At 62.9% G+C, this 22,113-nt stretch carries 17 protein-coding genes and 1 tRNA gene; 13 read left to right on the top strand and 5 right to left on the bottom strand.

The annotated features are described in order from the left end of the window. Positions 1–5 precede the first annotated feature (5 nt). From AC5P98_RS12015 to mobF, 10 genes are all read left to right on the top strand, one after another. On the top strand, positions 6–641 hold the full coding sequence (locus tag AC5P98_RS12015) for a hypothetical protein (protein ID WP_049406679.1): 636 nt from the start codon (positions 6–8) through the stop codon (positions 639–641). Between the two features lie 62 nt (positions 642–703). Beyond that, positions 704–1,945 carry a hypothetical protein gene (locus AC5P98_RS12010; protein ID WP_049406678.1) on the top strand — a complete coding sequence of 414 codons (1,242 nt, stop codon included), beginning with the start codon at positions 704–706 and terminating at the stop codon, positions 1,943–1,945. A gap of 65 nt (positions 1,946–2,010) precedes the next feature. Then, on the top strand, positions 2,011–2,343 hold the full coding sequence (locus AC5P98_RS12005; RefSeq protein WP_049406675.1) for a hypothetical protein: 333 nt from the start codon (positions 2,011–2,013) through the stop codon (positions 2,341–2,343). Positions 2,344–2,366: 23 nt separating this feature from the next. Further along, entirely contained in the window at positions 2,367–5,345 is a 2,979-nt protein-coding gene (locus tag AC5P98_RS12000) for a TraM recognition domain-containing protein (protein ID WP_154344371.1), read from the top strand. Positions 5,346–5,432: 87 nt separating this feature from the next. Continuing rightward, positions 5,433–5,957 (top strand): hypothetical protein, encoded by a 525-nt coding sequence (locus AC5P98_RS11995; RefSeq protein ID WP_088470584.1) that lies wholly within the window; start codon positions 5,433–5,435, stop codon positions 5,955–5,957. Positions 5,958–6,094: 137 nt separating this feature from the next. After that, positions 6,095–6,298, top strand: a complete 204-nt coding sequence (locus tag AC5P98_RS11990; RefSeq protein WP_049406668.1) for a hypothetical protein — start codon at positions 6,095–6,097, stop codon at positions 6,296–6,298. A gap of 151 nt (positions 6,299–6,449) precedes the next feature. Beyond that, positions 6,450–6,536 (top strand) — tRNA-Tyr (locus AC5P98_RS11985). A gap of 113 nt (positions 6,537–6,649) precedes the next feature. Beyond that, on the top strand, positions 6,650–7,408 hold the full coding sequence (locus AC5P98_RS11980; protein WP_231347416.1) for an ankyrin repeat domain-containing protein: 759 nt from the start codon (positions 6,650–6,652) through the stop codon (positions 7,406–7,408). Continuing rightward, positions 7,386–9,272 carry a helicase HerA-like domain-containing protein gene (locus AC5P98_RS11975; protein ID WP_049406662.1) on the top strand — a complete coding sequence of 629 codons (1,887 nt, stop codon included), beginning with the start codon at positions 7,386–7,388 and terminating at the stop codon, positions 9,270–9,272. The genes AC5P98_RS11980 and AC5P98_RS11975 overlap by 23 nt, the downstream gene beginning before the upstream one ends. 64 nt (positions 9,273–9,336) lie before the next feature. Further along, entirely contained in the window at positions 9,337–12,171 is a 2,835-nt protein-coding gene (gene mobF / locus AC5P98_RS11970) for a MobF family relaxase (protein ID WP_049406659.1), read from the top strand. Here mobF and AC5P98_RS11965 read toward each other — a convergent pair. Together AC5P98_RS11965 and AC5P98_RS11960 are read right to left on the bottom strand one after the other, a co-directional pair. Next, positions 12,161–12,616, bottom strand: coding sequence for a GIY-YIG nuclease family protein (locus AC5P98_RS11965; RefSeq protein WP_049406656.1), 456 nt, complete (start codon positions 12,614–12,616; stop codon positions 12,161–12,163). The genes mobF and AC5P98_RS11965 overlap by 11 nt on opposite strands. Before the next feature lie 184 nt (positions 12,617–12,800). Beyond that, the gene (locus AC5P98_RS11960) at positions 12,801–14,252 is read right to left on the bottom strand and encodes an adhesin (RefSeq protein WP_088470586.1); all 1,452 of its coding nucleotides are present in this window, start codon (positions 14,250–14,252) and stop codon (positions 12,801–12,803) included. A 256-nt stretch (positions 14,253–14,508) separates the two neighbouring features. On the opposite strand from AC5P98_RS11960, the gene AC5P98_RS11955 reads away from it, so the two are divergent. Next, positions 14,509–15,303: a M15 family metallopeptidase gene (locus AC5P98_RS11955; RefSeq protein WP_049406650.1), complete on the top strand. Its 795-nt coding sequence runs from the start codon at positions 14,509–14,511 to the stop codon at positions 15,301–15,303. 893 nt (positions 15,304–16,196) lie between these two features. Here AC5P98_RS11955 and AC5P98_RS11950 read toward each other — a convergent pair. Together AC5P98_RS11950 and acuI are read right to left on the bottom strand one after the other, a co-directional pair. Next, positions 16,197–18,950, bottom strand: coding sequence for a UvrD-helicase domain-containing protein (locus AC5P98_RS11950; protein ID WP_049419598.1), 2,754 nt, complete (start codon positions 18,948–18,950; stop codon positions 16,197–16,199). Positions 18,951–19,100: 150 nt separating this feature from the next. Continuing rightward, positions 19,101–20,090, bottom strand: coding sequence for an acrylyl-CoA reductase (NADPH) (acuI, locus tag AC5P98_RS11945; RefSeq protein ID WP_014647607.1), 990 nt, complete (start codon positions 20,088–20,090; stop codon positions 19,101–19,103). Positions 20,091–20,192: 102 nt separating this feature from the next. On the opposite strand from acuI, the gene AC5P98_RS11940 reads away from it, so the two are divergent. Further along, positions 20,193–20,546, top strand: coding sequence for a winged helix-turn-helix transcriptional regulator (locus AC5P98_RS11940; RefSeq protein ID WP_049419599.1), 354 nt, complete (start codon positions 20,193–20,195; stop codon positions 20,544–20,546). A 54-nt stretch (positions 20,547–20,600) separates the two neighbouring features. On the opposite strand, the gene AC5P98_RS11935 is transcribed toward AC5P98_RS11940, so the two are convergent. Further along, positions 20,601–21,050 (bottom strand): DUF3592 domain-containing protein, encoded by a 450-nt coding sequence (locus tag AC5P98_RS11935; protein ID WP_049415020.1) that lies wholly within the window; start codon positions 21,048–21,050, stop codon positions 20,601–20,603. Between the two features lie 632 nt (positions 21,051–21,682). On the opposite strand from AC5P98_RS11935, the gene AC5P98_RS11930 reads away from it, so the two are divergent. After that, complete coding sequence (locus AC5P98_RS11930) at positions 21,683–22,090, top strand: hypothetical protein (protein WP_049419600.1); 408 nt, start codon at positions 21,683–21,685, stop codon at positions 22,088–22,090. Positions 22,091–22,113: the final 23 nt, after the last annotated feature.

Here is a 22,113-nt window from a genome sequence, read left to right as displayed (position 1 = left end):
ATCCCATGAAACGTTTTTCCCTTCCTCTCACTCTCTGCCTGGTGGCTTGCATGCCGCTTCAGGTTTTCGCCCAGGCCACCCCTGATGCGGTGCATGCTGCGGCGGAGGATGGCAAGCCCAAGGCCGATAAGAAGCGCCTGTTCAAGGCCGGAGGCATCGGTTGCGTGGCCGGCGGAGCCATCGCCTTGCTCACAGGCAAGAAAGACAAGGCCTTGGGCGCTTGCGCCGCGGGTGCTGCAGTGGGTGCTTCCGCGTCCTACGTGAAGCAGCAGCGGGAACACGCCGAGCAGGCCGCCGACGCTGCCCGTGCGGCTGGCATAAAGGCCGAAGTGGTCACCAAGACCGAAACCGTGGAGGGCAAGCAGGAAGCCGTCCTGGATTCGTTACGTTTGAACTACAACCCCACCGACATGAAGCGGTTGGACAGCGACACACGGGCGTTCCTCGACAAGTTCGCGGGTCTTTTGAACAAGTCCAGCAACGGTTTGACGGTCGTGTTCCAAGGATCCGACAAGGCCGCCTGCCAAGTGCCCATCGTGGAGCTGGTCAAGCGTGGCGCGCTGTCCAAGGTCACGGTGGACGACCGCTGCGGCAGCGGTGAGCCCGTGATCATCGTGACCCCGGTGCCTGACGTCCGCTGACGCCAATTGCCCGGGTGTCTTGCGATGCCCAGGCTTCCTTCCCCCCCTTCCCAGGAGCCCACATGACCCCAGAAGAAAAGAACCAAATAATGCTGCAGCGCAAGCGCAAGGAGCTGCTTGAGCGTGCCAAGGAAACCCCGGCCGCATCGTCCACCCAAGAAGAGCGGCTGATCTCCGACGGCATGAAAGAGAACCTGAAAGCTGCCAGTCACTGGGCTGGAGTGATCAGCAAGCGCACTGCCGAGTTGACCCAGAAAGGCGTTGCTGCCGCTGCAGAGAAGGCGAAGGAGGCCAAGGCACAGCTGGACGCGAAGCGCGCCCGGGAAGCCCAGGAACATCGTGCTGTCGAAGAGAAGCCTCAAGACGCTCCGCTCACCGTGGAGCAGGAAATGTTGGTCAGGCAACTGACGTCCGATGCAGCTGCGCCGGTTCTCGTAGGAGCGGGTGATAAGGGAATGTCTACCGTTGAATTTGGAGAGCCCGGCGCACAGGTTGCAGAGGGATTGGACGGTGCGAACAATTTCGTGCTAGACCCTGGAGCTGTTACCTCGTTAACGAAATCACAGCTCGGCAGTGAGCAGTTTCTGTTTGGTGAGACAGGGGCTGGCATGACCAGCAATGTCCTGCTCCCTTCCGGCGGGGTGGTATCCGATGGAATGGATGGACTTCGTGGGGCCGCAAAAGAAGCGCTGGGCGCGAATTCGACCATTCATGTGCCAGCGGCACTTGCCGGTGAAGGTGCGGCACCCTTGGCCGACCTGTCTCAGCAGGACGCAGTGGAAGTCCTGTCCGTTTCCGCAGCGCCTGAAGGGTCCAGCCGGCCCCCGGAGGCCGCGTCACCAGAGCAGCCAGTAACTCCAATCCAACCCAGCCCCCGCTCTCGTTGGCCCTGGGTCTTGGCCAGCTTGGTGGCGGTGGCATTGGTCGCTGGGGCGATCTATTCCCTCCTGGGGAAGAACGACAAGGCGCCGCCAAGCGCGCCCGCTCCCGTGGCGCCGGTTGCCACTCCAGCCGCTCCCGAGCAGTTGCCCGAGGTGGTGGAAGCCCCCGTGGTCGCGCCTGCTCCAGCAGTGCTTACAGAGCAGGCCGAGCCAGAACCTGCGATCGAGAAGCCAGAGCCGGTCGCCGCTCCCGATGTGACAGCGTCAGCGACGATTGCGTCCCAGCCCAAGCCTTCGCCGAAACGTGCGATCGCCCCGTTGCCGAGGAAGGCCACCGGACCAGCCGCCGAACCGCGGAACGACTGGCAGCAAAAAGCCAATGCAGACCTGGACGCCTGGGCGAAGAAGTCGGGGATCGACTAATCCCCCTTGCGCATCCGCGGATTCGATCTAGAAAGAAGTGACCTACTCACGAATAGGGGGGAGACATGTTCAAGTGGCTGTTCACGCAATACCGGGAACCCGGAAAACTTCACTTCGGCTCAAAGTGGCTGAACCTGCACGGGCGCTTGTTCCTCGGCAGCCCTGAATCGTTTGGCATGGGCCACCTGGGCGAAGGCGTTCGCCGCACTTTCTACTACTTGCGCGCCGATCGCAGGCCTCCGGTCAGAGACGACGCCGCGTATGAGGCATGGACCAAGGATCGGCTCTACGCGAGCAAGGTTGAGCAGGTCGCAGAGCGCTGGGTGGCCAAAGCGGGCTTTCTGGCGTGCGCGCCGCTTTGCTTGGTGCTTGCCGTCTTGGCGCATTGGCTTCGTTGATCTGACAGGGGAGGGAGACAGAGATGGCAGCAATCAGTTTGTTCAACGTGCTTGACTGGACGAGCGGCCTGGGGCGCAAGTTCCGGCGGAAGAGCGGCGAGCCTTCGAACGTGAAGGAAGAAATCATCGTCAAATCCGCCGAGGAGTATGAAAACCTGGTGGGGCGCTTTGACGTGACTGATCGCGTCCGTAGTCGAGAGCTCGATGTGCCAGAGGCTGACCGGGATTTCGCGCTGGAGTGCGGCGCCGTCTGGGACGAGAACGCCCAAGTGTTCAAGGTGCCCGATGGACGCAGCGAGGACGAATTCCAGGAGTGGTGGCCGAAGGTTCCGGAAGATTTGCGTGACACCCAATCGCGGATCATCACGACGAAGCTTGGACGGCGTGCTGAGGGCTTCCTGCAGGGCAACGACATGGGGCAGGGCGGCGACAGCCTGGCCACTCCCTTGATGTATCTCGCCTTCCCCGTGATCGGCGTTCTGGCAACCTTCCTGGTGAGCCTCATCGGCTGGGCAGGCTGGGCAGCTCTGTTGCTGACCATTCCTTACTTCATTGCCCTCAAGCAAGGCGAGGGCATGAAGGAGTCGCTGAAAGCCCTGGTGCTGCTGCAATGGGTCCCGATGGCGCTTCAGTTCATGGTCGGCGACAGCAAGGGCGGCACCGAGGTGGCAATGCAAGCCGGTGGCATGGCTGTGTATGCCCAGATGGCCAAGACCTACCTGTGGTGGGCCTTTGGCTTGGTCGGCGTCCTGTTTGTGGTTTGCTTTGTGGCGGCGGCCTCGCACCCGCACCGGGGCGTCATTGGCGGGACAGCCGCGCGCTTCATTCAAGCGATGAAGTGGGTGGGCCTCATCTTTGCCGCCTTGGTTGTCGCCAAGGTCCTGCCGTTTGGCTTGGGCGAGGCGGCACCTTACGTGTTGGCCTGCATGTATGCGATGCAGTACGCCGAAGGCAACTTTGTCCAAAACGCCGCCCGGCTCTACCTGCAGAACAACGACAACAACCTGGCTACCCAAGGGGCGTTGATCAACTCACACGTCAAGGCACGTGAACAGCAAGCCGAGGCGGCCCTGCGGGACAAGACCCCGCTGATCACCATCGGGCGCGCCACGGGGCACCTGTCCGACAAAGGTTATGGCTACTCGCCCGACTTGGGCACCGTGATGATGTTCTCATGGCGCGATTGCCAGCAGGGCCTGCTCGTGTTCGGGGCCATCGGTTCGGGCAAATCCTATGCCGCGTTGCGACCCATCGCTCGTCGGTTCCGTAAAGCCGCCTTGGCAATGGCGTGTGTGGCGTCGGAACAAGGCGATGTAAGGGAGCGTTTGACGCGGCAGAAGCTGGCCGGCGGTGCTCTCATCGCCGACGGTAAAGACGGAGCAATCATCGCGGATCTGGAAGGGTTGTTCGACATCGTCGTCAAGCCAGGAATGCGCGTGGGGCCCTACGAAGGGTTGGCGCCAGATCAAATCGTCCGGGCATTGCGCGGCGCATCGGGTGGGCGCGTGGACGAGAAATCCAAGCTTTGGACGGATGGTGGCGATGCGTTCCTTTACCACACCGGCATCATTCTTCGTGCGCTCGTGGATCACGAGATGGCTTACAGGTCTTGGTGTTCGGCCAAGCTGGAAGGGCTGGAGCGTGCACAGTTGGACGCGGAGCTTGAGCTGGTCAAACAGCGCAAGCTGGACGAGGACGTGGCCGAGACTGAGGCTTTGCTCGAGCGGGTCGCCGAGCAGATCGCCATCCATCGAATCCCTGTGAGCGACGACAGGCAATGGCAATACACGCCATTCCACCACGCCAAGTTGTTGTCCATTGTGGAACGCGTAATTCCCGCCAGCCCCGCGCCTCGTGCCAATGCAAAGCTGATGGAGGTGGTGAAATACTTGGGCCTGGAAGAGGCGGACACGAGCCATGACGAAGAAGGGCGGCTGGCCTACGCGGCCTACCTGCAACAGCACCGCCTTCGTCAGCACAACGCCCCCGAGACCATCCACCCAGACCTCTTTCGTCCCATGTCCCAGCTGCAGAGTTCGCTGAATTGGGCGCTGAAGGAGATTCCCGATATGCATCCGGATCAGAGGCAGTCGTTCACGCTCAACTCGCGAGGGCTGCTGGAGAAGCTCTTGCGAGGCGAAAAACTGCGTGACAGCAGAACGGACATGCCTTGGCATTCTATCGAGGAGGGCGAGGTGGACGTGTCCGATGCGCTCTACGGTGCCATGGTAGGCCTCTTCCTGCCGCCGACGCAGTTCGGTGAGGCGGGTGAAATGATGATGCGCCTGCTCAAGCAGCGGGTCATGAACGGAATCAAAGCGCGCGGTGCATACGGTGACAAATGGCGCGAAACATTGCCCGGCCAAACAGAGGTGATGCTGATGCTGGACGAGGCCCACCTGCTGCTGACGACCGATGACATCAACCTGTTCTCCATCTCACGCTCGCTGGGGTTGATGCCCGTGCTTGCAACGCAAGGCTTTGAGAGCTTGGTCAACGCCTTTGGGTCGGTCAACGAGGCGGATCTCATGGCCAATACGATGCAGTCGGTGATCGCGCTGAAGTGCTCGCACAACACCCACGAATACCTGGAAAAGCGGTTCGGACAGGCAACGTTGACCACGTTCAAACAGCGCACCCGGGGCATCGACTACCAAGGCGGCATGAACAATTGGCGCCACTCCGTGCTCAACGACCCGGATCATGCCTACGCGTCCGCCTACGACAAGATGCGAATGGAAGGGGCCGGGCGGTTGACGGCCTCGCGCATCGACGCCGTGACGGGCCGCCGCTGGCGGATTGGGTCGGAGGACACGCTGGGCCAAGACGAGATCGCGCGCGACATTGACATGCCCACCGGGGGCAAGCGCGAGGTGCAGCCGCTCTTCCTGCAGGAAGAATACTCCGCCCTTCTTGAGCCCCGTGGTCACGCCATCGTGGCGCTGAACCGTGCCGGCATCAAGCGAATCGACTTGGCGGAGCTGCTGCCCGATGCGGATTGATGCGGATAGGCAAGGGGGCTCCCCCCCCTTGCCAAACCCACGGATTGATCAACGATGAACCCATTCACCCCAGCGGAGGAAACAAACATGAGCGACACCCCTTCCCAACCCATCGAAGAAATGACCGAGCTGCGAGCACTCCAGGCGCAGCGCAACGAGCGGCTTCTGGGCGATCGCCCACCGCCCCAGAAGGACAGCGCGGCACGGGCGGACTTCGAGCAGGCCGTGGCCCAAGACCAAGACGCCATCGAGCAACGCCGACAGCGCGTTCTGGATTGGGCAGAGAAGGCCTCGCCCGATCAGATCGCCGCGCTCCAGGCAAAGATCCAGGAGGCCGACAAAGCCGTTCGTGATGCAAAGCCGGACGACAAGCACGAGCAGGTGGTTCATGCGACCGTTGCGCAGTGGCGGCAGCAACGCGGGGGCCAGCGGGAGGAGAGCCCTCCCATGTTGACCCGTGAGCAGCGGATGGAGAACGGGCCCGGTCGCCTGGGATACGCCGATTACGCCCGCAGTTCGTTGAAGCAGGCGGCTTTCATGAAGGACTACGCTGCCAATTACGATTGGGAGAAGCACCAGAAGCAGGCCCAGCCGAACGTCTTCCGACAGTAATCTTTACCGATGTTCAAATCTGCCCGGTTCTTCGCAGAATCGGGCATTTTTGCGTCTTGACGTCCAGTTTTATGGTGTTTTACTGGTTATGTAACGAGTAGGTAGACCTACTCATAAAAATACCAAGGAGAGCCGCCATGTCCACGTTGTTCAATGCCATCAAAGACTTCACTTTCGAGAACGCGGTCCCACTGCTGACCGGCTTGTTCCTGCTGATCGCGGCCTTCGCAACGGCCGTCCTCGCCTACCCTCCGGCCGTTCCGGTTCTGCTCAAAGTGGTGGCCATGGCGGTGGTGGGCTTTGTGACCATCGGGGTGGTGGTCCAGAGTTCCTTCCGGTGAGCCGCCGGCGCTGGCTCAAGCTGCGCGCAAGATGCAGGAAGCGTTGGCGCCGGTTTGACTGGGAGGGGTTTGATTTCTGGTTCTACCCCGCGCTGATTTTCTACATGTTGGGTTGGATCGTCTTTGGCCCACCCGACAGCGTTTAGCGTTCGGGTCAGTAGTCCGGTAACGAAGCCGGGGCAGTCTGTAAAACTGCTGGTTCACTCCCCTGCAGGTTCAAGTCCTGCCTGACCCACCATTTCTGCGTGTTGGCTTGACGGCCAGCGATTCAACGCTACAACCATGGGGATGGACACTCAAGAATCTCTGTTGCGCCTTTTGCGTCCCCTGGACCTCCAACGAGCGGAGGCCTTGGCGGCCGCGCTCGCTCGCGAAGCCGGCGCATCCAATGGCCTTCACGATTCGCAAGTGTTGGCGCGCGCCCACGCACTGAGCATTGCTCCTGTAGGGGGGCAGTTGGGCGATCTGGTCTGGCAGGTGCGCCAGCGGGAGCACGATGATGCGCCCCAAGTGGACCTGCGCTGGGGCTTGCTTAGGCTTGGGTTCGACGCGCCCACGCGGGCGTCCACACGGGACCTGGTGCGTGCTTACGAGAGGCGCTTGGCGGACCGTGACGAACCGATGGTTTACAGCACCCTGGCAGAGAAGGTGGCTGGGTTGTCCATGGCAGAGCACGCCTCGCTCTTCCAAGGCATGGCGATGGCGGTGGAGGAAGCGCGGGCACGGCAGTCCGATGCAAACCGGTTGCGGGAGAACGCACCGTGGCAGGGCTGGCTCGTGGGGGCGTCCCGGGCGGGCCACGAAGCAGCACTGCTGGCCTGCATCGGCATGGGCGCGGACGCCCGGCTGCCCGATGCCAGCGGCAACACGCCTTTGCACCACGCGGCCCGGTTTGGTCACGCCTCGCTGGTCACGCCTCTGGTTGAAGCGGGCGCCGACGTGGCGGCCCTCAACGCCCACGGGTGGGCACCGCTCCACCTTGCCGCCCTTCACAAGCACGCCCGGGCCTACCTCCACCTGATGGCCCACGGCGCCGATCCTGAGCAGCCAGGGTGGCGAGGGCGGACCCCAACGCGCATGCAGCGACATGAGCAAACCCAAGCCCTTTGACGCGCTGGGCGACGTGCCCGGCAGCGTTGCGCCTTCCCAGCCGGTCCGATACTGGCACCGCGCCGTTCTTGCCGGTGCATTCGTCTTTGGCTTGGTCTACGTGGGGAGCATGGGCGTTGCCTGGCTCATCCCGAATCCCGATGGCTCGCTCATCCGCTTCGCCGATGCTTTGAAAGGTGGTCTGGTGACCGCTTTTCACTTCCTGACCGCTGGAATCTCGGCACGTGCTCCGGCACGGGAGTTCATCGAACTGGTGTCCTACCACCATCCGGCGGCGACGTGGGCCCGGATCGGGGCGTCGCTTCTGCTGGCGGTGGGCCTTGGCCTTCGCACGTTCCTCAAGGCAGCTGAGCCGGTGAGCAACACTTGGCACCTGTCCGGACCGCGGTTGCTGGAAGGAAAGGAGGCCGTGGACGAAGCCCGGCACCGCTCGATAACCCTTAAAGACGCCAAGGCGGATCCCTTTGCCCTGTCCCTCCACCCCGATCTGCGGTTGCCGAAGCAGCATTGGGCGCGCCACGTCCTGATCACCGGTTCGGTGGGTTCGGGCAAGAGCGTCATCCTCAAGCACATCCTGGAACAGCTAACGCGACTGAAGGGCGCAAAGCTGTTCCTTTACGACATCAAGGGTGATTTCACGTCGATTTTCAAAAGGCCCATCATCGTGTCGCCCTTCGATGCGCGCTCCCACGTGTGGGACGTCGCCGCCGACGTGCGGACCCCGACCCAAGCGGCGGCGTTCGCCGCCTCTCTCATCCCAGAGGGCGACGGGAACGCCAAGTTCTGGACGATGGCCGCGCAAGACCTGTTGATCGGGTGCGTGCGCGAACTCCAGAACACCCGGCCTGGTCAGTGGGGGTGGCCCGATCTGGCGGCCTTGGTGCGCCGCCCGGTCGCGGAGATGGCCGCAGGCATGCGCCCCCATTACCCCCGCGGCGCGGCACTGGTGCGTGACCCGGAGAGCCAAACCACGTCCAGCGTGCTGTCTTCCCTGGGGGGCTTCACCCGCCTCATCGACGACCTGGCCACCGCATGGCCCAAGGTTGGCAAGCGCCGTTTCTCGATGACCGAGTGGATACGGGACGGCTACAACGGGCGCAAGCAGGTCATTGTTCAATCCGGACCGGACCCAACCCTGACGAAGGCCTACATCGCCGCCATGATCAACGTGGCCGTGCCGGATCTCATTGGCCCGGGCTTGCCGGACAACGAGGGCGGGCGTGGGCTCTACTTCGTATTCGACGAGCTGACCAGCGCCGGGCGCTTGAACATCGATCCCTTGCTGGCGTTGGGGCGCAGCAAAGGCGTGGTGGCCATCATGGCGGTCCAGGATCACTCCCAGGTTGAGCTGGTCTACGGGGACAAGACCGCGCAGGCCTTTTCATCGCTGGTGGGCACCCACGTGGTGTGCCAAGTGCAGATGGGGGCCACCCGCGACAAGCTCGCCAGCCAGCTCGGCAAGCGGAAAATCGCGTGGCGCGGGCACGAGGACAAAGCCCAGGTTCACGAGGAAAGCCGCGCCTTGGTTTCTAGCGGTGAGCTCACCGACCGGCTGGGCTTCCGAATGGGCAAGCGCTACGGTCCCGAGAGGTGGGGCATCGACGCGATCGTGCAGATGGGCGGGGACGTGCTGTTGCTGACATGGCCCGGGAAGAGCCACCCAACGGTTCGCGAGGGGCAGGTGGCCGCTGCGTGGACCTCCAAGCCAGCCGGATCTGTGGCCGAGGCCGAACGGCCATCGCCGGCCGCGTCCCCTGCAAGCGCTGGCGCGTCCGCCTTCGCAACCAGCGCCGAAGGCATCGATGCGGTGCAGCGGGTGCTGACCATGACACCCGAGGAAATCGACGCGCTTTTCCAGCGGTGATCGGCCTTGCCAACTCTCCGTTTTCTGGGACCTTGGAACAGTCAACGTTCTTTAGGGGAGCCCCATGATCAATCGCACGCCCATCAATGCCAAGGGCCAGAACTCGCACAGCGCAAACATGTTCGATTACATGTTGGCAACCGAGCGCCTGACCATCGACAGCGCTGTGGCCTATTACGCCGGCAGCGGTCCCGATCCGCGGCAGACGCTCAACTGGGGCGGCAAGCTCGCCGCCGAACTCGGCCTGGAAGGGCAGCCGGTCACCCGCGAGGTGATGGAAAAGCTTGGCAAGGGCTTTTCTCCCACCGGAAGGCCGTTGTGCAAAAACGCGGGCAAGGAGCCCCAATTGGTCATCAAAACGGATCGTTGGGGAAACGTGCGGTTGGATGACGACGGCAAGCCGATGGAGAAGTGGGAGGGTGGCCATCGGGTGGGATTCGATCTGACCATTTCCGCCCCCGGGGACGTGAGCGTGGCGTTCGCGCTGGCGGATGATCGCGAGAAGCTGGCCATCCTAGAGGCCCACCGCCAGGCCTGCGCCGTGGCGATGCGCTACATCGAGAGCAAGGTAGAGACCCGGCGCGGAGAAGCGGGCGTAGACGTTATAGGCACTGCGGGATTGGTTTGGACAGCCGCCGATCACGTCAGCAACCGGAACGTGGAACCCGACCTACACACCCATCACCTGGTCTACGGGATCTCGAGGGGCGAGGACGGTCGTTGGGGCACCTACGACGCAATTGAGATCTATCGTCATACCCGCGCCGCTGACCACCTCTACAAGGCAGAGCTCTACGCCGCGATGAAAGCGCTGGGCTATGGGATTCAGCGTGAGCGTGAGGTGGACGTGATGGGGCACGAGACGGGCCAGATCCTCACCACGGTTGCCGGCATCGACCGGGAGCTGGTGCTTAAGATGAAGACCCGCCGCCAGGAAATCCTGGACTACGTCAAGGAGCACCCTAACGCCAGCCACGACGAGGCCTGCAAGGCCACCCGCAAAAAGAAGGAAGAACCGCCCTTCGAGCAGGTGGTCAAGGACTGGCAGCAAACCTTGTCCAACATCGCTAAAGAGCACCCGGATCTGGTTCCCACCACCCAGTCGCTCAAGAAGACGAAAGGCCAGCACCTGGACCCGCATACGTTTGACGAGGTTTTGCAGCGTATGCACGAGAACGAGGCGATGTTCTGCGAGCATGACCTGGTCCGGGAGTTGGGGATGGAGTTCGCCGGACAAAAGAACTCGGAAGAAATTCTCCAGATGGCGAAGGAATTCACCGAACAGGACGATCTGGTGCGCGTGAAAGCCGAATACCTTCACAAAGACGACCGTGGCGATACGCTGGCACGAAGGCACAGTGAAGACCGTTTTTCCGCCACATGGATGGTCGAATTGGAGGCCGAGATCATCCGCCGCTCAAAGGAGCGGGAGAATGAGACGGATCTCAAGCTGTTCCGCTCCACCGTGGATCGGGAGATCGCCGCTTACGAAAAGCGCAAGGGCTTTACCCTCACCAGTGAGCAGAGGGCTGCCATCGGCCACCTTACCTTCGACACGGCCGGCGTGGGGGTCATGTCGGGGTTGGCTGGCACCGGCAAGACCACCGTGGCCGAGGTCTACAAGCAGTGCTTTGAAGCTGAAGGAAGGCGGTTGATGGGACTGGCGGTGGGGGGGCGGGCCGCTGAGAAGTTGGAATATGAGTCGGGCATGCCCAGCATGTCCGTCGCCAGGTTCTTCTCCCAAGTGCGCCAGGGCAAGGTTGCTCTGACGAAGAAGGACGTGGTGGTGCTCGATGAAGCCGGCATGGTGGCCACCGATGACACCCTGAAGCTGATGACCTACTGCCAGGGGGTGGGCGCCAAGCTTGTCATGCAGGGGGACAGTGACCAGCTTCAGCCCATTGCCGCGGGCAACGGCTTTGAGCTGGCGAAGATGGCCTTGGGGGACAAGAAACTGACCGAAATCCGCCGGCAGAAGAACGCTGATGACCTGATCACCGCCAACAGTTTCTACGAGCGGGACGCCGAGGGAAAGGTCAAGAACATGCGACGCGGGCACCGCAGCCGCCAAGGCACATTCCATATGGGCGAAGAAATCCTGAACAACCTCAAGCAACGCGACTGCATCGACGACTTCGGCACGGACAAGCAGGCCATCAAAGCGTTGGTGGACGATTACTTAAAAGACAAGACGCCCATGGACGAGAAGCTGGTCTTGGCCCACACGCGCTCTGAAGTCAAGGCGCTCACCACAGGAATCCGAAAGGGGCTCCAGGAGCAAGGCGTGCTGGACAAAGAGGAGTTCACCTTCCGCTCGATCGTGAAAGGGCAATGGGAGGACCTAACGCTCTCACGCCGCGACCGTGTGATGTTCACGGCGACCAACAACGACTTGGGCGTCATCAACGGCACCGAGGGCACGGTGGAGAGCATTCGGAAGGACAAATCCGGTGGCTACGACCTGGTGGTGCGCATCGACTCTTCGAACCCGAAAGAGAACGGGCGCATCCTGAAGTTCAACACCAGCGAGCACAACGCCTTGGCCCACCGGTATGCCATGACCGTTCACAAGGCGCAGGGGCAGGGGAAATCCGAGGTTTACCACCTGGCCACGAACATGGGCATGCTCGACCAGCAGTCGGCCTTGGTGGCGTTCACCCGCCTCACCAAGGGCAGCTACCGCATGTATACGACGGACAACGTGATGGATCGCTTGGCCGAACGGCTGGGAACCGAACGGCATAAAGAAATGGCGCTGAGCGTCGGCTTGTCCGAGACCCAGGCTGCTCCGGTGCGCAACCTGGTCCAGGACGTGGAAGAGCTGCTGGCAGGATTGAAACCGCAACCCCGGGTGCCAATCACAAACGCGGAATTGCGCGAGATGAGGCTTACCCGGTGACGCATCGGGCCAGCGCCAACACGCTGATCACCACCACTACCCATGGCCACCACCCCACGCGTTCGGAAGGGGCCTTCACCGGTGTTCCCAGCTGCCACCGCCGTTGGTGGGCCAGCCATCGCACGTGCGGCGTTGCCCGCCGGTTCGGGTTGACCACAATCCCCGGCGGCTTGGCGTAGATACGCCACCCCTCCCGGGAGGCCTTCACCCGCCACGCCTGCTCATGCGCTTCGGCTTCCGCCCTGGTGGCTGTCACCACCTCCAGCGCATGAAAGCGAAAAGGCCGGTGCCAGCCACCTTGCCGGGAACGGTGCTGCTTCTCCCGTTGCTGCGGGTTTGAGCTTTGGCCGACGTAGCATCCCCCGTCGTCGAATAGCAGGGCGTAAAGGGTGCGGGGCAGGGCGTGATACTTCTCGCTGCGTCCTAGGTGGTGGCGCTGGGGCATGTTCTCTCCGTGAGTAAAATGACCCACTCACGAATAGATCAGAATCTTGAGTTGGCAAGCCTGCTGCGAAGGGTTCAAGACGCCTACAGCTATTCCTGTAAGCTCCTGCTAACGAACAAGGGCCCCGAAGGGCCCTTGCCGAGACACGATCACCTCCCTTTCGCCGCTGACATTCTTTAATTCGTTACCAACCGATGGCCCAGGCTGCGCCCACGGCCGTGTCCTGCCCGCTGCGGGAAACGCCGATCGAGAAAGCCGATGGAGATCCGCGTGGGGTGGTCACGTCGCGGGTGTAGCCGATGGAAATGGCGGCTTGGCCGCTGCAGCCACCGACGCCCACGGCCAGGCGGTTTCGGTTCTCTCCATGGATAGCCGACGTCGAGGTGGCCATCTGCGCGTTGGCTTGGGCCATGGCGCACACACCGCTCACCCGTTTGTCGAGCTGGCGGAAACGGCGGTCCGTCAGGTTCCAGCGGTCGTCTTGCTCCCGCTGGTAATCCCACAATTGACCACCGTTGATCGCGTCCGTGGACCCTGGAGCGATCGCTCCTGCTGCCACTCCGGTTACCCGCTGGTTGCCGGCGTTGATCCCGGATCGGGTGACCGATGGGCCGCCTTGGACGGTGAAGCCGTCGCTGTTGTGGATGGCCTTGGCCACTTGGACCGAGCCCTGCTCGGGCAGCTCAACGGTGTCTTTCAGGGCAACGGTTTGGGTGCCGTTCCCGTTGTCTGTGACTTCGATGTTGGCCCCGGCCACCGCGGTGCTGCTTTCGCCGTCCTTACCGTCCTGGCCTGCTGGGCCCTGCGGACCGGCGGGTCCCTGTGGACCGGTGGCGCCACCACCGCTGCCAGGGTTCTGCTCCAGTTGGTGAACGCGCCCATCGAGATCGTAGATGGCGCCGGCAACGGTGCTGTAATGTTTCCCGCTGATCAGCTGGTAATTCGGAGCCACGATCACACCGTTTACTACGGTAGCGCCAGCGCCCAAGGTTTCCACGGCGGTCCGCAGTTGGCTGACGACCACGGCGTCGTTGTTCGCCTGCCCCAGGGCAACTTGCGTCAAGCGTCGGTTACCTACGGCAACCGTGTTCTCTTGGTCGCAGGTCGTGCCCGTGCCCAAGGCGACGCAGCCTTTGGCGTTGGCTTTCGCGCTGAGCCCAAAGGCTGCGGCATTTTCTGCGTTGGCTTGACTGCCGGGGCCTACGGCGGTGCCTCCAATTTCAGCAGCAAGGGCGTGTCCACCAACCGCCAAGGTGCTGAGCGCCGTTGCTTTCGCATACTGACCAAAAGCCGCAGCGTCGCTCGCGGTTGCTTCGGCATACGCTCCCGCGACCGTGGAGTCCCCCACCGTCGCACGACTGAAAGCCCCAAAAGCAGAGGTATTGCACCCTTGTGCAGAGGCGTAAGCGCCCGCTGCGGTCGCGCCAATGCAGTGGCCAGTAGGGGTGGGCCCCCCATCCGCCTGAGCGGAGTAACCAAACGCGGCGTTGCCGCCTCCTTTTGCACCGGCCAGATCGCCCACTGCCGTGGCACCTAACTCAGTCGCATGTGCACCGTTGCCCACTTGAACCTGGGCCTGCGCCGTGCCAGCAACAAGGCCTGCCAGCAAAGCGCAGTGGATGAGGGAGCGTTTCATGGGGTGGCCTCCTGGGTCTGAAATGAGTGAGCGCGTGCACTCACGAATAGATCAGATCCTGGAATGCGCAAGCCCCCCCCCAACGGAACTTCCCGACGCAACGGCAGGAGGGGCCGTTGGGCCGGGAAGCAGTGGGGCCGACTTTTCCCCACCCCTGTTCTTCTACGTCAGGGAAAAGATTCCGCAAGCCCCCTTGCGCGTTTTCGATTCTCCGCTTGCATGGATGTATCGCTCATGTGAGTAAGGAGGCCTACTCATGATCCAACGCTTTGTGCTTGCGCTCGCACTGGCCAGCGCTCCCGTCATGGTTTACGCCCACGCGCCAGCCACCGATTCCGCCGAGGTTCACGGCAAGAAGCCTGGGTTTTTCAAACGCCTGTTCCACCGCCACAAAGACGCCCCGCAGTGGGACGGTGTCCAGCCCGAGCTTCGCTCAACGCTGGAACGGATCGCTTTGCAGATGAAGGGCGAGGGCTACGACCTGCGCCTGATGGAGGGCTACCGGTCTGAAAAGCGCCAGGCCGCGCTGCTCGCTAGCCAAAAGGGCGTGACCCAGGTGGGGCCAGGCAGCAGCTGCCACAACCACGGCTGGGCGGCGGATATGGTTATCTACAGGCGCGGCCGTCCATCCTGGGACCTAAAGGACGAACAAGTGCGGCAGGGCTACCAGCGCTACGGGGAGTTGGCCCAGCAGGCGGGGTTGAGGTGGGGCGGCGCTTGGAAAGACTTCAAGGACATGCCCCACGTCGAGATGCGCAGCGAGTGCCTGGTGGCCATTCGTGGCGGATCTGCCCCCCGCCGATCAATGCAAACAGTGATTGCCAAGGCGGAGTCAGTCTCTGACGCACCGAAGGCACCTCGATGGGCTTGGAGTGTTGATTCTGAGCTGGCGCCGGACTGGGCGTGCGAGTCAGTTCTTTGCAGTGTTTCTTGGGCGACGGTGAGCCGGGCCTGGAGCTATGGCGTAAGGCCGCCGTTGAAAGGACTCCGTCCAGAACCGTTTGCTGAGGCGTCCTGTCCCATGGCCCCAATTGCCCTGAGGCACACATGAGGAAGCGGTCCACCGGATTGCTTCCCTTTTCGGCGGAGAGTGGGGGCGAACGGGTCATCTGCCCTGATCGCGCCGGATTGGAGGGGATCGAGATTGGCACTTCCAAGGGCGGCGAGAACGGCTGGATCCGTTGCACCGCAAGGAGTATGCTCGTCGCGGGCACATTCCAGGGCACCTCCCAGATGGGTGAAACCCAAGCCGCCCAAGGGGGTAGGGCACTTCTCAAGGAAGTCCCACTCTCTCCGCCAAGAAGTTCGGAAGAGCCCCTGGAAGCAGGGGCTTTTCTGTTTCTACGGCCCTTGCTGGCCAGCCATCCGGCAACCAAGGTCAGGTGAACGAATGAACCGGTGCATTCCTCTGACAAACGGGGAATTGCTTCATTCAAGGACGTAATCGTTGCAGGTGCACAAGCGCTGACGTTGGCGCCGGGCAATTTGAATGTGCCAGACACCCGCGCTAGGCTTCGGATGCCCAAGGAGGGCGACCAACGGAGTCATGGCATGAAGATTGGATTCAAGCTTTCTGTTGCTGTTGCGGCCTGTGCGTTGACCTTTGGAATCAGCAGCGCTACGGCGAAGGCCCCTGGCCCTTGTTCCGTCTGCGAGGTCCAATACATTGCATGCGAGGCGTCAGGTACAAACTTGAGTATCTGCACCCGGAACTATATGCAATGCCTGCGTCTGAACGGCTGCATTATCCCGTAGCAGGGCGCGGCGGGGACGTGTGGGGACCTTGCGATACCCTGCAACCTTGCCACCCTCCAGACAAAAGCCTCGGTCCTGCCGGGGCTTTTTCGTTTCCGGAAACGCCATGGCGCGCATCGTGTCGGGGGCGAAACCGAGACGATGCCTATGTGCCCTGATGCAGGCAGGCATATGTGGAGGGAGCGGCAATCAGCCCCGACGCCCACCTGTTGGCTTGTTGTGGCACAACGGGTAACTCGAGCACGACCGGAAAGCCCCATGTGGCCCATTCCGGTCCACGAATACGCCCACCTTGCACACCGGGCAGCGCTCATCGTGGATGGCCGCGCCTGAAATCGCGGTTACTTCCACTGCCCCGTCCTTCACCAGCTCATCCAGGAATGGCGAGTGCTTGCCCTGCAGGGTGAACATCGCGACCGACCGTCGCGCACGCGTCAGCGCGACATAGAACAGGCGCCGTTCTTCGCTCAGCGGATAGGTATCGCCGTCCGGCATTGCCAGCGAAAGCACCGGGTCATCCGCGCGCAGGCTCGGGAAGCTGCGGTTGATCATGCCCGGCAGGATCACGTAGTCCGCCTCGCGCCCCTTCGATCGATGTGCGGTAAGGAACTCGACGTCCATCGTGCTGCCGAAGGCCGTCTTCCAATCCGAAGGCATCGCACCGCGATCCGCGCGATACCGCCCCAGAACAAAGACCGTCACGCGCCCGGTGCGGCCCTGCGGCACTGCACCTGACAACAGTTGCTGGTGCAGCTTCGCAAGGTACTGGCGAACGCCATCCTGCACCTCCTCGCGCCGGTTCATCTGGAACGCCTGCAGCACCGGGCCCATTGCCGGCGCAGCAGAGCGAACGTTTTTGGCGATCTGCGCGGGGTTGCGGCTGATGAAGCGGCTGGACACATCACACAGTGCCTGTGGGCAGCGGAACGTCTGCTCCAGTTTCAGCACCTGGCCATGGCCCATCCATTCGCGGAATCCAGTCATCACCGCAACGTCGGCGCCAGCGAAGCGATTGATCGATTGCCAGTCATCGCCCACTGCAAACAGATAGCGGCCCGGTTGGCTGACCAGCGCACGGCAGAGGCGCGCGCGGGCGCGCGATGCGTCCTGGAACTCATCGGCCATCACCAGGTCGTAGGGCGACTCATAGTGGCCCTGTTCCAGCAGCCCGGCGGCCATGTTGAGCATGTCTTCGAAGTCGATGCTGCGCTCGTCAGCCAGTGCGTTGTCCCAGGCCTGGAAAACCGGCCCGGCGATCTCCAGGAAGCGCCGGTAGCGTTCCTTGAACTGATCCTCAGGCATCTGCCGCAGACGCGCCGCCATATCGTCCAGCGTCAAGCAGTTGCTCTTGGCATGCGCAATGAAGGTGCGCATCAGGCCAATCAGGTCTGCGTCCGGCATCGGCTTGGTGCCTTGATCGGGCAGCTCGCGGTCGGGGTTCGGGTCAAGCTCGACATCAGACGCGCCAAGCCGCTCGGCAAGATGCTGCAGGGCCTGTCCACTGCGCAGGCCAAACGACGTCGTCTCGACCAGAGCGGTGCCGCGCGCCACATGCTGCTGGCGCTTCCAGTGCATTCCTTCGCTGTAGTTGGCAAAGTGCTTCGGCGGCTGGCCATCGGCATCCAGCGCAAAGTGCTCGTGATACAGCTGGGCGTCCGGATAGTAGAAGTCCGGGCGATACTGGCGATGGGTGTCTGTCGCGGTATCGAATTCGTAGCGCCGCTCGTAGTCGTACGCCACGCCGTTGTAGAACAGCCAATCGGCGATGACGCACTCCTCCAGGCTCTTCACCCGCTCACCCTTCAGGGTGCGGATGTAGGGCGTGCCATCGCGGTCGTAACCATCGGCCATCATGTCGGCACCGAACGGCGGCAGGTCGCGCCCGAACACCAGGCGGAACATGTCCCACTGGGTGCGGAAATGGGTCGAGTGGTCCTTCAGGTCGTCCACCAGTTCGGCCAGCTTGTTGAAGCCCAGCGTCGCGTCGACCGCCCATTCCGGGATATCCGGCTTGCGCCCTGTGGCTTTGGCGATGATGGACAGGCCCAAGGCGTGGAAAGTCCGGGCTTCCACCACGGTGTCGCCCATGCCGAGCCGGTCGAAGCATCGCTGCGCGCGCTCCTCCAGCTCCTGGGCGGCGTCCTTGTTGAAGGCGAGCATCACGATCCGTTCGGGTTCGACAAAGCCGCGGTCGATGGCATACGCGGCCTTGGCGACCATTGTGGAGGTTTTCCCAGAGCCGGCCGCGGCCACGACCTGTACCCGGTTGTCGAAGCAGATGACGGCGTGGGCTTGTTCCTCGGTCAGGGGCTTGCTCTCGATCCGGTCCAGGAAGTCCTTGGCCAGCACCCGCTCGCGCTCTGCCATGGTCGCGTTGGCCTCGGCCCAGACGGCGGGCCAATCCAGCTGCCAGTCGTGCAGGGCGTCCAGCGCCATGCGGTGGCCGGGCGCGTGCAGGTCGTCGTGCACCTCCTCGTCGAGGAACAGCTGCTCCAGCTCGGCGGGCGGCAGGGGCAGGGCGGGGCGGTCGGCCAGCAACGCCTGCTGCTGTTCGTGGGTGATCCAGCGGCGGCCGGCACTGCCGCGGTCGATGAGCGCATCGGCAGCGCGCAACCACGCCTGGATCTGCTCCAGGATCGTGTCAAACAGGGCCTTGCGTCCCCGTGTGGTGCGCGCAAAGCGCACCTGCTGCAGCGCCGCCGCAAGCCGGGAGCCCTGGCTGTTGGGCAGCCCATCCACGGACAGTGCTTCACCGCGCTCGGTCGTCAGTTCGACCCGGGACCAGAGCACGCCGCGAACGACCCGCACGCTGTGTTCGTTCGCCACATGCTGGTGGTATTGCCTGCCGTCGATCAAAAGCGCGAGCTGTTCGCCATCCAGCCGCAACTGCCAGTCCGGCGAGCGGGTCACACGCTGGCCCCAGCCCGAGGGGCGCCATTCCATAGACATCCAGATACTGCCTTGCGTACGTCACCGGGCGTAAAGTGCCCTTGCCGCCCCATGATAAGGCCGCTTGGCATGGCACGCTGGGTTTCCGGTCACTCGCGCACGCGCGCCAGCGATGGCATTGCACCCTCGCCGGCGCGGCAGGCGTCAGGCGTTCACATCCACGACAATGCGGCCACGCACCTTGCCGGGGATGATCTGCTCATAGACATCCAGCACCTCGGCGAGACCGATCTGCTGCACGGTGCTTTCCAGCTTCTGCGGGTCCAGGTCGGTCGCGAGCCGATCCCAGGCGCGCTGGCGAACCTCTTGTGGGGCATTCACCGAATCCACGCCCGCAAGGGTCACATTGCGCAGGATGAAGGGCAGCACCGAGCCGTGCAGTGCATCGCTCTGGGCCAGGCCACAGGCGGCCACGGCACCGCGGTACTTCGTTTCGGCGATGGCATTGACCAGCGTTGGGCCGCCGGCCACATCCACCACGCCGGCCCATCGCTCGGCACTCACCGGCCGCTCGCGCGGCTCCGAGAGCTGCGCACGATCGATGATCTCGGCCGCACCCAGGTTGTGCAGATACTCGGCGTGCTCCGGCCGCCCGGTGGCGGCCACCACGCGATAACCCAGCTTTGAAAGGATCGCCACCGCAATCGAGCCGACGCCGCCGTTGGCACCGGTAACCAGCACATCGCCCTGTGCAGGCGTCACCCCTGCATGCTCCAGGGCCAGCACGCACAGCATCGCGGTATAGCCAGCGGTGCCGATGGCCATGGCGTCGCGGGTGCTCAGGTTGCCGGGAATCCGGTTGAGCCATTCGCCGCGGACGCGGGCGCGCTGTGCCAGGCCGCCGTGGTGGCCCATGCTCAGGTCCCAGCCATTGAGCACGACGCGGTCGCCTGGCTTGAAGTCGGCCCTGCTGGATTCCAGCACCACGCCTGCCAGATCGATGCCGGGAATGAGCGGGAACGTCCGGATGACCGGACTCTTGCCGGTGAGGGCAAGCGCATCCTTGTAGTTGAGCGTGGAGTACTCGACCTGTACCAGGACGTCGCCGTCCACCAGGTCGGCTTCATTGAAATCGACCAGTTCCGTGGATACGCCGTCGTTCGTCTTGCGGGTCAGCAGTGCCTTGAAACTCATGGTGGGGGCTCACGTTCAGTGGATGGCCCCATGCTAGGCTCGCACCGTTATCGCAACAAGAACGACGATTTCCCGTAGGTACTATGGTTTTCCGGAGTATGCATGCGTAGCAAGCGTTGGGATGGCAAGAGCGGTTGCGCGGTGGAAGTCACGCTGTCGGTGATCGGCGGCGTGTGGAAGCCGATCATTTTGTTTCACCTGATGACCGGCAAGCGGCGTTTCATGGAATTGACGCGACGGGTGCCCAATGCCACCCAGTCCATGCTCACCAGCCAGCTGCGTGAACTGGAAGCCGATGGCGTGGTGATCCGCCACGTGGACCCGGAAGTGCCGCCGAAAGTGGAATACGAGCTGTCCGAGTTCGGGCGCACGCTGGTACCGGTGCTGCTGGCCATGCGCGAGTGGGGTGAAACCTATCGTGGCCATGGAAGCACGGAAGACGATTGCCAGCGTTGAAGACACTTTTGGTCCTGCGCGAGCGCATTCTGGATGCGCTCGCGCCTGGATGGGTCAGGCCGGCTGCGCTTTCCGGCCCTGCACCACCCGGGTGGCCAGCAGCGCCAGGGTGACCAGCCCGGAGGCGATGGCCAGCCACAACAACAGCAGGGAGTTGTCCGTTTCGCCAACGGCCATCGCCACGGACGGGTCTTTGGCGTTGTAGCGGATATCAATCTCTTCCGCCTCGTCGGTGGCACGCATCCGATTGCCAAGGTCGTTGGAGACCGCGATCTTCTCGACGCGTGATTGGCCGTCTTCGGTTTCGAACTCGACATTCAGGACGAAGTTGCTCTTTCTGCCCCTTTTCTCATCCCAATGCACCTCGGTGACGAGGCCCACTGCATCGCGCCCTTCGGCACCGTCAGTGAGGGCATGACGGTGATGGTCGTTGTAGGCGGCCACGGAAAGTGCGACCGCCACGCCAGCGGCAACAAGAATGTTGCGCCAGGAAGTGAATTCCATAATGAGCTCTTGATCCATTGAGGTCGGCGACTATAGTCCTCACCTCGCGGATCTCGTACGAAAATGGCGTGGCGCAGACATTTCGTTGTGATCAGATCGCGCTCGAATGTGCCTGTGGGCTCCTCCATGCAAGCGTTCCCGGTGTGCATCCAGCGCGGAACGTCTGTGCTCGAGCTGAGGACGAAGGCCGTGCGTATTGCGACTTTCTGCGCGATCGCCATGGTCGGCGTGTCGCGTTCGGCTCGATGTGATCGTTGGGTAGTACGCGCAGGCAGGCGCGATGTATCAACGAAGCACGTCAGTCGGTGGACGGTTCGCCATCCCGTGACGCAACCAGCGTAGGAACGCGTCAGCGCGGACTTTTCCTACTTTGCTTCGGCGATGGAGTGCGCCCATCATCGCCGCGCCAAGGCACTCGCCCTGGCCGGGATTGGCGTCCCGAACTTACGTACCGCTACCGGTCGCGATTGCAGCCGAAGCTGCAACCGCGACAATGCACCGCCTACCGGCTCATGGTGGACGGTGCGTGGGGATCTTCCGATCCGCCGGCTTTAGCGGTACGTATCCGGCACGCCAACCCGCACCGTCCGCCACCTTGCATCTGCAGGTGGCCACATCGTGAGGTTGCCGTCATGCCCGAACGTCTTCCCGACCATCCCCGCCTGCACGCGCTGCTGGGTGCCGCTGTACTTGATCTTCCCGCTGCCTTGGCCGAAACGCTGGAGGACGCGCTCCGCGAATCAGCCGAGTTCGTCACCCCATCGGCATTCTTTGCACAACTGAAAGGCCACGGCAGGAACCTGCGCGCTGATGGCGAGGCCTGGAGTGAAATGTGCCTGAGCCCCGGCCGCGCCTTCGACATGGCCCTGGCGACCCGCAGCGTTTCGGGCATCACGGCGTTGACCGCGGTGCTGCATGCCGCGCATGTGGCACGGGAGAACGACGATCCTGCCTGCTGTCCCTCCGCCGCCGTGGTCGAAGGTCTGTTCAACGCCTGCCAGGCGCTGTCGCTGCAGGTGGAACGCTGCCTGGTGCCGTGAAGGGCTGCGACGCGGTTCCTGTT

The sequence above is a fragment of the Stenotrophomonas sp. YJH_SMC_135 genome (assembly GCF_059372355.1).
The sequence above is the reverse complement of the archived record's forward strand: the minus strand, read 5'-3'. Positions and strand labels throughout refer to the sequence as shown.

Bases quoted from the DNA above. Each gene is read 5' to 3' on its own strand.
- AC5P98_RS12015 (WP_049406679.1), top strand. From the start codon at position 6: ATGAAACGTTTTTCCCTTCCTCTCACTCTCTGCCTGGTGGCTTGCATG.
- AC5P98_RS12010 (WP_049406678.1), top strand. From the start codon at position 704: ATGACCCCAGAAGAAAAGAACCAAATAATGCTGCAGCGCAAGCGCAAG.
- AC5P98_RS12005 (WP_049406675.1), top strand. From the start codon at position 2,011: ATGTTCAAGTGGCTGTTCACGCAATACCGGGAACCCGGAAAACTTCAC.
- AC5P98_RS12000 (WP_154344371.1), top strand. From the start codon at position 2,367: ATGGCAGCAATCAGTTTGTTCAACGTGCTTGACTGGACGAGCGGCCTG.
- AC5P98_RS11995 (WP_088470584.1), top strand. From the start codon at position 5,433: ATGAGCGACACCCCTTCCCAACCCATCGAAGAAATGACCGAGCTGCGA.
- AC5P98_RS11990 (WP_049406668.1), top strand. From the start codon at position 6,095: ATGTCCACGTTGTTCAATGCCATCAAAGACTTCACTTTCGAGAACGCG.
- AC5P98_RS11975 (WP_049406662.1), top strand. From the start codon at position 7,386: ATGAGCAAACCCAAGCCCTTTGACGCGCTGGGCGACGTGCCCGGCAGC.
- mobF (WP_049406659.1), top strand. From the start codon at position 9,337: ATGATCAATCGCACGCCCATCAATGCCAAGGGCCAGAACTCGCACAGC.
- AC5P98_RS11965 (WP_049406656.1), bottom strand. From the start codon at position 12,616: ATGCCCCAGCGCCACCACCTAGGACGCAGCGAGAAGTATCACGCCCTG.
- AC5P98_RS11960 (WP_088470586.1), bottom strand. From the start codon at position 14,252: ATGAAACGCTCCCTCATCCACTGCGCTTTGCTGGCAGGCCTTGTTGCT.
- AC5P98_RS11955 (WP_049406650.1), top strand. From the start codon at position 14,509: ATGATCCAACGCTTTGTGCTTGCGCTCGCACTGGCCAGCGCTCCCGTC.
- AC5P98_RS11950 (WP_049419598.1), bottom strand. From the start codon at position 18,950: ATGGAATGGCGCCCCTCGGGCTGGGGCCAGCGTGTGACCCGCTCGCCG.
- acuI (WP_014647607.1), bottom strand. From the start codon at position 20,090: ATGAGTTTCAAGGCACTGCTGACCCGCAAGACGAACGACGGCGTATCC.
- AC5P98_RS11940 (WP_049419599.1), top strand. From the start codon at position 20,193: ATGCGTAGCAAGCGTTGGGATGGCAAGAGCGGTTGCGCGGTGGAAGTC.
- AC5P98_RS11935 (WP_049415020.1), bottom strand. From the start codon at position 21,050: ATGGAATTCACTTCCTGGCGCAACATTCTTGTTGCCGCTGGCGTGGCG.
- AC5P98_RS11930 (WP_049419600.1), top strand. From the start codon at position 21,683: ATGCCCGAACGTCTTCCCGACCATCCCCGCCTGCACGCGCTGCTGGGT.